This is a genomic window from Wenzhouxiangella sp. 15190 (assembly GCF_003417465.1).
Classification (GTDB): Bacteria; Pseudomonadota; Gammaproteobacteria; order Xanthomonadales; family Wenzhouxiangellaceae; genus Wenzhouxiangella.
Window position 1 is genome coordinate 11,906 of the sequence record NZ_QVMV01000017.1, and the last position, 12,460, is coordinate 24,365.

Consider the following 12,460-nt stretch of genomic DNA (forward strand, 5'->3'; position numbering starts at 1 on the left):
TCACTCCACGCGCACGAACTGCACACCGTAGGGCTTGCCCTTCCAGACGGTATTGCCCGAGATGTAATGGTCGTCCCAGGTGTGCAGGTAGAGATGGCCGATCTGCTTACTGCTGCCGTCGGGCGAGGTCAGTTCCACGCTTTCGATTACGTGGTCCGGTGCATTGCCCTCATCGAGCATCACGATCTCGCCCGTGAATTCAACGTCGCGGTCCAGCCCGCGCCAGGTGATCGCGAGGGAGTCGCCCACCACGTCCAGGATCAGTTCGACGCGGCGGCCGTCGCCGAAACCGCGGTAGCGGCCGGACCAGTCCTCGACCGACGAAACACGCTCTCCGGAGCCTGCGGCGGCCTCGAACCCGTCGCGGCTGAAGGCCACGCCGAAGCGATTGTCCTTCCACAGGCTGTAGCCGGCGATGTGCTCGCCGCCGTTGTGCAGGATGAGTTGCCCGAATCGCTTCTTGTTGTCATCGCCGGTAAACACCAGGTTGTCGAGCACATGATCGGGGCCCGAGGTCCAATGGCTGCCCGGAATGCGTGTCGTCAGTTCGGTGCCGCGGTCGAGATCCTCGAACTTCATCTCCAGCGCGGTCTCGTTGCGGTTGCTCTCGACAACCAGACGCGCACGGCGTCCGTCAGCGCGTCCGCGGTAGGTTCCGACCCACTGCTGTGCCGCCTCCGGCAAGGACTTTTCCGCGCTACTCGACTCGTGCAACGCACCGTCGACATAGACCGCGGCCGCTGATGGTTCGGTGAGCTCGATCGAGTCAATGTCGCCGTAGACCCTGAAACCGTCGGCGCCGCCGGCCACCCGGCCTTCTGCCGTATCACCTCGCACTCGGTCGTGATCCTGAACGGACACGGTGTGGCCGGCAAGCTGACCGTCTACCTGCTCGATCCGGTCGCCCGCGACGATGCGATATTCGGTTGCGCCGTCACCACCGCCGCCGTCGATGACCACCGAATGATCGGCTCCGCTCTCGTTCCAGGGTTCACCGTCGACGAACACCTCGGCGGCAGATTCGTCTTCGAGCTCGAGTCTTTCGATATCACCGGCGACGGCATAGGCATCGTTTCCGCCGCCGACGCGGCCCCAGGCCTTGTGGGAACGCACCCGGTCACCGTCATCGATGGTGGCCTTGTAGCCGTTCAGGAAGTTGCCCTGCACCTGGACGAGCCCGCCGGAGGCTTCCAGCTCATAGTTGGTGGCGCCGGGCTTTGCCTCGCCGGCAATGACCACGTCATGGTCGACGTGGCCGACCCGCTCCAGATCCAGCCCATATTTGAAGTTCTTGGCTGCACTCTTGCCCTTGAAAGCAACAGTCAGAAGCGTGCCGGGCACCGCGAATACACGTTCAATCTCCTTGCCCTGATTGTCCTTGCCGCTATCAAATTCATACGACCAGATCTTTTCGCCCGACTCGTCCACCCCGGGCCCTTCGGGCGGAAAGGCGCAGACGGTTACCCGCGTGGACGCAGCGTTGTTCCAGCCTCCGTCACGTTTCTTTACTCGAAGCCGCACGAACGGATCGGTCACCGGAGCGCTCATGATCCACATGCGGGTAGCGACCGACGGGACGGCGCCCTCGTAGCTGCCGCCCATGCGCAGGTCGCGGTTGCCGATCGTTCCCCACCCGTTCTTGTTGAGATCATTCCAGGCCTTGATCATGCCTTTCGTGGCCTTGTCAGCCGTGTTGGCCCTACGCATGCACGTGGCAAAGGTCGCTGCGGAAGCCGGCAGGGCGACTCCGCCCGAAAGGACACTGGCGCCGGCCGCGCCGGCCGCGCACCCGAGCGGCTTGATGACCTCGCCATACTCGTTCCAGATCTGGGCGGCGGCCTTGGCGCCGGTGGTGCAATTGTTGGCCGCAACCGCCACTGAAGACACGGTTGCGCCGAACAGGATTGCCAGCGCGGTACAGATTTTGTGAGTCTTGTTGCTCATGGCATCCTCCCGTCATGGGCGCGAGATGTCGTCCTAACATCTCTATGGACAGGTCTGGTCACCTGAACAGAGCGTTGCTCCTACCGAAAGGCATGTCCCGCCAAATTGGTCACCGCCACTGTTGTTCAGGTCGAGGATCACATCGCGAATCGCCGAGCTGTCACCGAACTCACACTCGATTCCGAACCCGGTGTTGTCGATGAAGCTGGAGTTGGCAACATTGCTACGGGAGTTGAAAAGATAGGCGCCTCTCTGACCGTTTTCGGAGGCCGTTACACCTCGCAACAATCCTCCCGACTGGACTTGTACACCATTCGCACTATTGAGGTTGGCGGTGCTGTCGAGGACCTTCGAGTTACTGCCTGCGCCAATGCCATTGCCGCCGTTCTCATTTCCCACACTGCCGGAAATGATTCCGTTAACTCCAGTCGATAGTCCGTTCACAGTATTTCCGTACCCAATGGAATCAATTATTCTTGACCCGGACATTGCATCGATACCAGTTTCACCGTTTCTTCTGGCAATCACGTTCCTGACCAAAGACTCTTCATCAACAGCCACACCATCGGCAGCATTTCCGCTCGCTCTGACCCCGGCAACAAAGGCACGTGTCCCAAGCGTGATCCCAAAGCCGGGATGTCCCGATACCACCCCGTCGCTTACCGACACGCCGCTTGCAGTGACGCCGTTTATGCCAACGCTGAAATCAGTATCATTGCAACCGGTGACCGGAGTGCCGTTGCACTCGACCTCGCCTTGTACGGAAAACCCGCCCAGATCGATGGACACATTATCTACGGTAATCTGGATACCATCCATGTCTGCCGGCGGAGCCAGATTGCCAGTCAGGACGTAGCTGCCGGATTTGGTGATCTCGACCGGGAAGCCCGGGTCATCACCGACAAAGCAGCCGCCGTTCACAGCACAGGTCTGGTTGATCTCGAACACGCCCCCATCGGCCTGGGCCATTGGCACAACCAGGAGAGCCGTCAGAATGGCGATCAGCTTGGCGGGATGGGGATCAGCAATGCCTGTTCGTCTATTTCTGCAGTGGTTCATGGCCACTCCGTTCAGCTTTCTTCGAATCGATCAGAAAAGATGGTGTCGCCGACCGGCTCGGCGCTCAGGGAGACGATGTCGGCGGTCGTGCCGGTTTCGGCAACGGCGTCGAATTCGATGTTGCTGAAGGTGTCGTCGCTGTCGACCAGCAGCAGGGTGCCGTGGTGGTAGGCCGTGCGCTGTATCTCCCCGCCGGTGCCCGTAGAGACCGCCATTCGGCCGTCCGAGAACCCGGTGGCCGCGTCAATGTCGGCGCTGTCGGCAAAGCCGGCGGCGCTACCATCGAAGAACCGGTCGAATGCGCTCCCGTCGTAGCGAATCAGATCGGCATCCTCGAATACGCCGCCGCCCAACTCGACATGCGTATCGACCGAGAAAACCAGCGCCTCGTTTTCGTCGACGGCGACGGCATCCACGTTGATCCCGGCCGGCAGACCCTCGGCGCTGGCGTCGAAGGCCAGGGACAGGTTTCCGCTGTCGCTGAAAGCGATGTCGCCGGGGGCGATCACCATGCCGTCGAGTTCGACGTGCATGTCGGTGGAAAAGTAGTACCGGTCCGCATCGAGCCGCTCGAAACCGTCGATCTCCACCGGCGCGTCGGTCAGCGTCCGGACCGGCGCGGTCGAATCGGTACCGGGGTCGTAAGAGATGATGGCCTGCGGGCCCGCCTGGGTGCCGACCACGGCATCGATCGGATCGAAGGTCAAATACCAGATACTGGCCACGGCGCCATGAACCACCGGCGCCCCGAGCAGGCCCGCCAGGGCGAGCCCGAGGACCGGAGTCTTGCAGGTGCGTCCCTTCATATCGCTCATGGGGTCCGAAGCTTGCAGGCCGCACCTTCCCCCGGGCAAGACCAAGTCGTGTCCAATTCGTGTCCACTCGGCGCCGGGCAAGCCGTTGAACCGCCCCGATCAGCCGCTGTCGGGGCGTGAGGCTGCCCGCTCCCACTGCCAGAGCCGATCGGTCAGGGCCGCGGTCGCCTCGCGCAGGCGGCGACGATAGGTACCGTAGGCCAGGCCCGCCTCATGCGCGGCGGCGCGCTGCTTGGGCTGCGGATCGATATAGGTGTGGTGGAGAACGGCCACCAGATGCGCGCCGCGCTTGTGTTCTTGCAGTTCGCCGATCGCGCGCCAGACAAGCTCGAACAGGATTTCTCCCGCCCCCTGCTTCGGACCCATGCTTCGGGCGCGCTGAACCATCAGGCTGCGCGCCAGTTCGATGCGGTCGAGTGGCTCGCCCTTGCTCATCGCCTCCAGCATGTACCGCACGGCGGCATCGAATTCCTCGCGCCGCATGATTTCGGCCTGCCGCTCGCGGCTGGCCGGCTCGCCGCGCATGACCAGCCGCTCGATCACGCCGTCGATCCAGTCGGCAAACGGCTCGACGCGCCAATCGTGGCCCATGATGAAAAACGGCTGCCCGTCCTGGGAAAACTCGGTATCGGCCAGCGGGCGGATGCCGGAATAGTGCGCCTGGGTGCGATTGACCTCGTTGTCGGGGCGCACACTGCCCGAGATCGCCAGGCCTTTCACGCTGACGGGCATGAACGCGTTGTGGCACTGCAGTTGCGCGATGCCGGCCGGAAGCGATTCGCCGTCGGCTCGCGCGAGAAGGAATCGCGCCAGCATCGCTCGTTCGCCGCGCCGAATGGGCGCGTGCTGGCGCACGTGATCCCGGAAGGCGCGCACGGCCGGATCGGCGGCGGCCAGTTCCCGGTCGATGGCTTCGGCGTCGAGGAAAAAGGACATGCCCAGCGGCCGGCCCATCCGGTCGCGAAGCACCGCCAGCCACTCGGGCGCCTCGACTACCCAGGTCTCGAACCATTGCCGGGCGTGCGGGCCCCATTCCCCTTCCACCAGCCCGGCCAGAATGTCGGCATCGCCTTCGCGCAGGCGGTCGGTGTGCCAACCGGTGTCACGGCCGACCACGAAGGTCCGGCGGATTGCGGGCAGGCCGCGCATCAGATAGAGCACTTCGGTGATCGCAGCCTCGCCATGCTCATCGACGCCAGCGAGCAGGTAGCGCATGCCGCGGCGAATCAGCCGACGGTGACTTTCAGGATCCCGGTGTTCTAGCCGTGCACAGAGCGCGTCGGCAACCAGGTCGTGGGCAACGAGCCCCGGCACGGTTTCTCGAACGAAAGATTGCCGCCGCAGCCAGTCGAACAGTTCATCGACGTCTTCGCGCGCCAGCATGGCCGCCAGCAGCGGCCGGGTCAGCCGCCGCGACAGCGCGCAGGCATACAACGCGCGGCGCGCATCCGACGAAGGGGCGTCCGCCAGGTGGCGCTCGGCGAGTTCCGACACCAGTTGCGGGCTGTCGATCAGCGAAAGATCTCCTTGCGGGTCATCGCGCTGCAGTTGCCCGGCCAGGGTGAGCGCCAGCGGATGCCCGCCGACCAGCTCGCGAATGCCGGGCCGCGCATCCACCGGCACGCCCAGGCGATCCAGCAGGAAGTCGGCGGTATCAGGCGCCAGGTCTTCGAGCCGATGCACGCGCGCCAGCCTCGACCAGCCGGCATCGAGTTGCCATTGCGTTTCGGGCTGTTGACGCATGGCCAGGACCACGCGGAACCGTCCCGGCAGGTCCGCCAGGAGCGTTTCCCGAAACCATCGTTCCACCGTCGCCAAAGACTCGAAATTGTCGACCAGCAAGGCAGCCGGATCCCCGGGCGTGATCGAAGCGGACTCGATGGCGCCGCGGAACGCCCGCTCCAGCGAATGCCGGTCACCCGGCAGGTCGCGACCGTCGAGTTGAACCACCGCCAGCCCCCGGGAACGGGCTTGCCGCCGCATTGCATCGAGCAGCGTGCTCTTGCCGATACCGCCGGGGCCGTGAAGCAGGAGAACGCGAAACGGTGGGGAAGCGGCCAGCATCCGGTCGAACAGACCCAACTCCGGCTCGCGGCCGACGAACTGCTGCGCGCGTTCTCGCTCGAGCGCCTCGCCCAGGCGCTCGAACGGAAGCTCGGAAACCTTGCACGATGCTGCGGCTTTGTCCCCTCTGTCGGTCATGGCGCTGACAATTCTCCCCTGAAATCAGCACCTTCACTCTAACAGGGGGCAACCTTTGCGCGCTTGCCTTACCAGGGAAGGGGCTCGCCCCAATAGTCGAAGACGCCGCCGGGATCGTCGGGCGAGCGCCTGTCGCAACGGGGGTCACGTTTTGAAACTCCGGCAACCGGGCCTTTACAATCCCTGTCCGCAATGGGCGTTCGCCGCCACTTCGATACGATGCATTCTCTTGACGTCCCGACAACGTAGACATGCCACACGGAACCACCTGTACTGCACTGTCGAGCCTGATCCTTGCCGCTACAGCCGGCATCCTCGCTTCACCCGCCGACGTACTTGCCGCCCGGGGCGGGTCCTCGATTGGAACGACGGAAACGGAGCCGGCCTCCAGCGACACCCTCCGAACCTTCCAGCCCGAAGACCTCTTGCGGCTGCACCGCGTGGGAGAGGTGCGCTTCTCTCCGGACGGCCGCATGCTGGCTTTCGAGCGAGCCCGGTCCGCCCAGGAAGGCCCCATCGATCGCCTCCCGGAACGGCCGGAGCCCCGCTCGGACATCTGGATCGCGTCCGAGGGCGACGACGAAGCCCGGCGGCTGACTGACGGTCATACCGATGGCGCCGGCTGGTTTCATCCGCAATGGTCCCCGGACGGAGAGCGACTGGCCTTCCTCTCTATCGACGGAAACCGCATCCGGACCTGGGTATGGGAGCGATCCACCGACGAGATCCGGCGCGTCACCGACCAACCGGTTCACCTGAACTCGGTAGGACCCCTCGTGTTTCGCTGGCTTTCGGCGGAAGAACTCGCCCTGGCCGTCCGGCCCGAGGGGGCACCGGAGCGCAGCCGCATGCTGGCCGACTTCACCCGTCCCGGGCTCTACGCAACCCGCAAATGGGAGGCCTCGTGGAGCGGGAAAGAGGTCACCGCCGATGTCCTGGATGCTGATCCGGGAAATGCCCCCGCCGCGGCACTCCCCCTCTCAGAGATAAGGATCTACCACGTTGACGGTGGTTCGGAGCAGTCGTCGGAAGGACGGTTCGGGCTGGCCTGGCCCTCGCCCGAAGGCCGCTGGCTCGCCACATTCTCGGAGCCGCCCGTGGGCACCGTCGCTTCCGGGCAGCCCATTCACCAGTGGTCGGCCTTCGGCACGCGACCCGGAGCCGCGCCTCTCGCCGGAGGAAACGGCGCCGGGCCTACACAGGCCCCCGCTGACGAGAACCTCCACCAACCTTTCTACAACACGCTCCAGTGGGCGCCGGACGGCAGCGCCTATGCCTTTCTTTTCCAACCCGCCCAGAAGGAAGGCGCATCTCCGGGCCGACGCCTGGCTGTCTATCGCCCGGTCTCAGGCGAACTCCGGACCTTCGGCAATCCGGACACCCGCATCGGCGCCCTGGCCTGGACCGGAGACTCAAGGCTACTGGTGCGGGCGGTTCGCCCCACGGAAAGTGACCGGGAAGCCCGCCCGGACTGGTGGCACGTTCCAGACCAGGGTGAATGGCAGAACCTCACCGCCGGGATCACCGACGTTCCAGGCGAACTGGTACCCGTACCCGGAGGTGCTGTAGGCATCGCCGATGGCGAGCTATGGAGAATCGGAGAGGACCAGGAGCCGGAGCGTCTCATGGATGAACCGGACCAGAAGCTGGGCGCGATCGTCTGGCCCTCGGCCAGCGGATTCCTCTCGGGCGGGGCCACGAGCCTGCGCTCGCCGGCGGAGCCATTCGGTGTCCTGGCGACTTCGGAATCGGGACGGGAGATCATCGTCGTCGAGCCGCAGGGCCCGGATACCCGGGAGATTGTCAGAATCCCCGTGCCCGAAGGAGAAGGAAGCCCGGCCGACGTAGCCCCCGCCAGGGCCGCCGCCGCGTTTTCTCGCAGCGATGACACGGGAACCTGGCTGTTCCGGCAGCAGGGCGCCTCGTCTGCCGGGCCGGCCGACCCGGACACCCTGCTGGCCGAAGACCGCTGGCTTGCCCGGATCGAACCGGGCCAATCCCGCAAACTCACCTATCCGGGCCCGGAGGGTGATGAACTCACCGCCTGGATCCTGCTGCCGCCCGACCACCAGGACGGCCAGCGGCATCCGACCGTGGTCTGGTTCTACCCGGGCCAAAGCCAGCGGGACCGGGCACCCGGGGCCACGCGTCTGAACCGGCCGTTCGCCATCGCGGCGCTTCAGCTCCTGGCCTCCCGGGGGTATGCGGTGCTGTTTCCGAGCGTGCCGCTGGGCTCCGACGCGCCGGGCCGTCCCAATCTTGCCGAGTTCATCCTTCCCGCCGTGGACGAAGCGGTGGAGAACGGACTAACGGACGGCGAGCGTCTCGGCGCCATGGGCCACAGCTACGGCGGATACGGGGTGAATCATCTCATCAGTCAGACCGACCGGTTCCAGGCTGCCGTGAGCTCGGCCGGGGCCAGCCACTTGCGGTCACATTTCGGGACGCTCGACGCTCGCGGGCGATATGGGCACATGGATCACCCCGAAGCCCTTCAGTTGAACGTGATGGGGTATTTCGAGTCGGGTCAGGGGCGCATGGGCGCGCCACCGTACCGGGTACCAGAACGCTACCGCAAGGCCAGCCCCCTCACCTGGGTCGAGGAGATCGACACGCCGCTTTTGATGATCCACGGCGACCAGGACTTCGTTCCCATCCAGCAGGCCGAAATGATGTTTACCGAACTGCTCCGACAAGGAAAGCGAGCGCGCCTGGTGCGCTACGCCGGTGAGGATCACACCGTGAAGGGCGGCGCCAACGTGCTGGATATGTGGGAGCAGATCTTCGCCTGGTGGGAAGCGTTTCTGGTGGAACAATAGCCGAACGTGTCGAGCTGCCCGACCCTGCAAGACAAAACCAGCAGCGGGGCTCCGGGCCGGTTGTGCCGTCAGTTCGCTGCAGCGAAGTCCTTCTGGTCTGGCTCGTCGTCTTTTCGGACCCTCTCCGCTACGGTGCTAGAATCCCGAAGACGATCAAACAGTTGACGACGATCGATCGTTCAACGGGAGCAGATCACCCATGCCCGCCCAACAACTCCGCAAGTATCTCGAAGACAACGGCATCGACTACAAGCTGCTGGAACACGACGAAGCCATCACCGCCCAGGAAGTGGCCGCCGCCGCTCACATCCCCGGCCGGGAACTGGCCAAGACCCTGATCGTCAAGCTCGACGGCGACCTGGCCATGGTCGTGCTGCGAGCAACCGACCGACTGGACCTGGACCTACTCAAGTCCGTGGCCGGCGCGCACACTGTCGAACTGGCCAGTGAAGACGAGTTCAAGAGCCACTTCCCCGAATGCGAGACCGGGGCCATGCCGCCTTTCGGCAATCTCTACGACATGCCGGTCTTGGCCGACGAGGGCCTGGCCGACGACGAAACCATTACCTTCAACGCCGGCTCCCACACCGAGGCCTACAGCATCGCCTGGAAGGACTTCGAGCGGTTCGTCGAGCCCAGGGTCGCCCGGCTCAGGGACTGACCCGCTCTGCACATCCTCAACCCTGCGTGCGGGTGGGATCGTTGCGCCCGTACTGGTCGTGGCTGGATACCCAATCCAGAGAGGAGATGGCCGCGCCCAGGGAAATCTCGCCGGCGAGTACGGTGCCCGCGACGATTTCGGCGAACTTCATCACCTTGCCGGGGCCCTCGCAGTCCATCATGCGCAGGCTTTCGGACTGTGTGGACAGGCCGGTTCCGCCCCCGATGGTGCCCACGATCAGCGACGGCAGCGTAATCGAAATGTAGAGGTCCTTTTCTTCGGTCAGCTCGGTATGAAGGATACCGGCGGAGGACTCCGCCACGTTGGCCACGTCCTGGCCCGTCGCGATGAAGATGGCCGTAATCGCGTTGGCCGCATGGCAACCGTTGTTGTTGGCACCCGAGAGCATGGAACCGATATTGGCGATCCTGGAGTGGGTATAGAGCTGTTCGGTGTCGGCGTCCATGACGTCGCGCAGCACCGCTCGCTTGACCGTACACTCGGCGGTGACGCGCTTGCCGCGCGTACGCATCGAGTTGATCATCGAAGCCTTCTTGTCGGTGGCGAAGTTGGACTCGAGGTAGAAGTCCTTCACTTCCGCGCCGTCGAAGTTCTGCAGGATCCAGTTGCACGCGGCAAACGTTGCCTTGCCGACCATGTTCATACCGGCGGCATCGCCGGTGGTGAAGTTGAAGCGCGTGTAGCAGAAGCGGCTGGCCAGGTAGTAGTCGACGTACTTCAGCGACACGAACCTGTCGGATTCGGCACAGACTTCGCGCAGCGTTTCGGTGCGTTCCTTGAGCCAGTCGGCGAAGCGCCGGGCCGCGGCCGCGTTCTCGAAGGCGAACACCGGGGCGCGCTGCATGTTGTCGCCCACGACCGTGCACTGCACCCCGCCGCATTCGCGGATGACCCGCATGCCGCGGTTGTAGGACGCCACCAGCGTGCCCTCCGTGGTGGCCAGGGGCACATAGAACTCGCCCTCGGCGTGCTCACCGTGGACATGCAGTGGCCCGGCAATACCCAGCGGAATCTGCGCCACGCCGGTGAAGTGCTCGATGTTGCCGCGCGTGGTCCCCGGGTCGAAGGAGTAGCGCGCGATGTGATCGATGTCGGCGCCGGTGCGTTCCTGGATGAAGCGCTGGCGCGCGGCGATGATGTCTTCACCGTAGTCGTTCTCGGCGTCGCGCGGAATGGTCTCGGGCGAACGTTCGCCGGACTGCAGCGTGTCGGTGACCGACAGCGAGAGCGTGCCGAAGGATGAGGCGCGAAAGGACAGTTCGATGCGGTGCTCGCCTTCGGCCAGGGGTTCCATATCCAGCGCCAGCACCAGCAGGGTGCCGAGCGGAAAATCCAGCCCCTCGTCCGATGGAATCTCGGACGGCGCGAAGGGCGAGTGGCCGTCAACCGACATGCGAATGCGCTCGAGCGCGATGTCCTCGCCGTCGACCCGGACATGCTCGAGCGCCTCCAGCCGGGCCGGGCTGAGCCGGTTCTTGATCGAAAAGACGACGCCGCCATCGCTATTGCGCAGGCTCGAGCGATTGTAGAGGCGCTTGAGCACGGTCTTGGGTACGAAACGCATGATCTCTCCAAATCGCCGCATCCACCGGTCACGCCGGCCGGTGGTTTCTTCCACGAGGTTTCAGACGATCATAGGCCGTGCAACGAACGGGCATTTTGCTTCAGGTCAATCAGATGCGCCGGACTCAGGTTCCTCAGCCACCGGCCGCCCGGGCCTTGCGCCGGCGCTTGTTGGCGGCGAAGGCGATGCCCTGGGCGTTGATGTCGAGGTCGAGCTTCAGGTGCGACCACACGCTGGCGTTGCGGCCGAGGTTGCCCCGGCCGTCGAGCAGCCCGGCGACGTAGTCGTACAGGCGCGGACGGCAATAGGCTTCCAGCTCCTCGTCGGGCAGGTCGCTGGCCTCGGCGTCGTCGCGCACTCGCTCGGCGAAATCCAGGTGGCGTGTGAGCTGCCCGGCCGCTTCGGCGATATCGGTCACGGCCCCGAAGTGCGTCACGTAGATGCAGCTCGGTTGTTCATCCACCAGCCGGCGAATGGACTCGCGCGCCAGCTCGGGCTCGAAATCCGTCGGGCTGGTCGAGGGGAAGGCGAAGGTGCCCTCGCCCTGCAGGGCCGGGTAGACCAACCCGAAGGCATCGCCGGCAAAGATCGCGCCCGAGGCGCTGTCGGCGATGCAGAAGTGATGATTGGCGTGGCCGCGGGCGTGCAGGAAGCGCAGCTCTCGATTGCCGAAGCGAAGCGTCTGTTCATCCTCCATCACCTGCACGCGATCCTCGTCCACCGGCTCGATGGTGCCGTAAAGCCGCTCGAACTCGTCTTCGCCGTAAACCGCCGAGGCGCTGGCGACCAGCTTGGAAGGGTCGATCACGTGGGGTGCGGCGCGCGGATGGGCCAGCACGGTGGCGTTCGGGCAGGCCCGGGCCAGCTTCGACGTGCCGCCGGCGTGATCCAGATGCACGTGCGTGATGATCAGGTAGTCCACCTGCTCGGGGGTGAGCCCCTGGTCCTCGAGCGCGGCCAACAGCCGCGGCACCGCCGCGTTGGTGTTGTTGTCGACAAACGCCGCGCGATCGCCTTCGACGATCAGGTAGGCGGCGGCCACTTCGGGGCGGTCGAGATAATGCGTGTCGATGGTGTGGATGTCGCTCATGCTGCAAGCCTACCATCGGCCATCAATAGTGAAACCGGCACTGGGCGATCAACAGCTTTTCATGCTCAACCGCGTAGACCAACCGGTGTTCTCGATCAATCCGGCGGGACCAGAAGCCCGACCAGTTCCCTCTCAACGGCTCCGGCTTGCCAATGCCCTGGAAGGGATCGCGCTGGATGGCGCGGATCAGTTCGTTGATGCGCTTGCCTTCTTTCGGGTCGGCCTTCTGCCAGTAGAGGTAATCGGCCCAGGCGTTGGCATGAAAACAGAGATTCACTCGCGTTG

General features: G+C 64.7%; 9 protein-coding genes. 2 read left to right on the plus strand and 7 right to left on the minus strand.

What is annotated here, in order from left to right:
- The 4 genes from DZK26_RS04340 to DZK26_RS04355 all read right to left on the minus strand — a co-directional run bounded on the left by DZK26_RS04340 (nucleotide 1) and on the right by DZK26_RS04355 (nucleotide 6,020).
- Nucleotides 1-1,944 carry a hypothetical protein gene (locus DZK26_RS04340; protein ID WP_116898945.1) on the minus strand — a complete coding sequence of 648 codons (1,944 nt, stop codon included), beginning with the start codon at nucleotides 1,942-1,944 and terminating at the stop codon, nucleotides 1-3.
- A gap of 42 nt (nucleotides 1,945-1,986) precedes the next feature.
- Entirely contained in the window at nucleotides 1,987-3,003 is a 1,017-nt protein-coding gene (locus DZK26_RS04345; RefSeq protein WP_116898944.1) for a hypothetical protein, read from the minus strand.
- An 11-nt stretch (nucleotides 3,004-3,014) separates the two neighbouring features.
- Entirely contained in the window at nucleotides 3,015-3,818 is an 804-nt protein-coding gene (locus tag DZK26_RS04350) for a hypothetical protein (RefSeq protein WP_116898943.1), read from the minus strand.
- Between the two features lie 99 nt (nucleotides 3,819-3,917).
- Complete coding sequence (locus DZK26_RS04355) at nucleotides 3,918-6,020, minus strand: AAA family ATPase (RefSeq protein WP_116898942.1); 2,103 nt, start codon at nucleotides 6,018-6,020, stop codon at nucleotides 3,918-3,920.
- 251 nt (nucleotides 6,021-6,271) lie between these two features.
- Between DZK26_RS04355 and DZK26_RS04360 the strand changes: the two genes are divergently transcribed.
- Nucleotides 6,272-8,839 carry a prolyl oligopeptidase family serine peptidase gene (locus DZK26_RS04360; RefSeq protein ID WP_116898941.1) on the plus strand — a complete coding sequence of 856 codons (2,568 nt, stop codon included), beginning with the start codon at nucleotides 6,272-6,274 and terminating at the stop codon, nucleotides 8,837-8,839.
- Between the two features lie 199 nt (nucleotides 8,840-9,038).
- Nucleotides 9,039-9,500, plus strand: coding sequence for an aminoacyl-tRNA deacylase (locus tag DZK26_RS04365; RefSeq protein ID WP_116898940.1), 462 nt, complete (start codon nucleotides 9,039-9,041; stop codon nucleotides 9,498-9,500).
- Nucleotides 9,501-9,516: 16 nt separating this feature from the next.
- Here DZK26_RS04365 and DZK26_RS04370 read toward each other — a convergent pair whose 3' ends face one another.
- The 3 genes from DZK26_RS04370 to DZK26_RS04380 form a co-directional block, all read right to left on the minus strand.
- Nucleotides 9,517-11,085, minus strand: coding sequence for a hydroxymethylglutaryl-CoA reductase (locus DZK26_RS04370; protein WP_116898957.1), 1,569 nt, complete (start codon nucleotides 11,083-11,085; stop codon nucleotides 9,517-9,519).
- Nucleotides 11,086-11,218: 133 nt separating this feature from the next.
- Nucleotides 11,219-12,175, minus strand: a complete 957-nt coding sequence (locus tag DZK26_RS04375; protein WP_116898939.1) for an MBL fold metallo-hydrolase — start codon at nucleotides 12,173-12,175, stop codon at nucleotides 11,219-11,221.
- 22 nt (nucleotides 12,176-12,197) lie between these two features.
- Nucleotides 12,198-12,452 carry a Txe/YoeB family addiction module toxin gene (locus DZK26_RS04380; RefSeq protein ID WP_116898938.1) on the minus strand — a complete coding sequence of 85 codons (255 nt, stop codon included), beginning with the start codon at nucleotides 12,450-12,452 and terminating at the stop codon, nucleotides 12,198-12,200.
- Nucleotides 12,453-12,460 lie beyond the last annotated feature (8 nt).

Bases quoted from the DNA above. Each gene is read 5' to 3' on its own strand.
- DZK26_RS04360 (WP_116898941.1), top strand. From the start codon at position 6,272: ATGCCACACGGAACCACCTGTACTGCACTGTCGAGCCTGATCCTTGCC.
- DZK26_RS04350 (WP_116898943.1), bottom strand. From the start codon at position 3,818: ATGAGCGATATGAAGGGACGCACCTGCAAGACTCCGGTCCTCGGGCTC.
- DZK26_RS04370 (WP_116898957.1), bottom strand. From the start codon at position 11,085: ATGCGTTTCGTACCCAAGACCGTGCTCAAGCGCCTCTACAATCGCTCG.
- DZK26_RS04345 (WP_116898944.1), bottom strand. From the start codon at position 3,003: ATGAACCACTGCAGAAATAGACGAACAGGCATTGCTGATCCCCATCCC.
- DZK26_RS04365 (WP_116898940.1), top strand. From the start codon at position 9,039: ATGCCCGCCCAACAACTCCGCAAGTATCTCGAAGACAACGGCATCGAC.
- DZK26_RS04375 (WP_116898939.1), bottom strand. From the start codon at position 12,175: ATGAGCGACATCCACACCATCGACACGCATTATCTCGACCGCCCCGAA.
- DZK26_RS04340 (WP_116898945.1), bottom strand. From the start codon at position 1,944: ATGAGCAACAAGACTCACAAAATCTGTACCGCGCTGGCAATCCTGTTC.
- DZK26_RS04355 (WP_116898942.1), bottom strand. From the start codon at position 6,020: ATGACCGACAGAGGGGACAAAGCCGCAGCATCGTGCAAGGTTTCCGAG.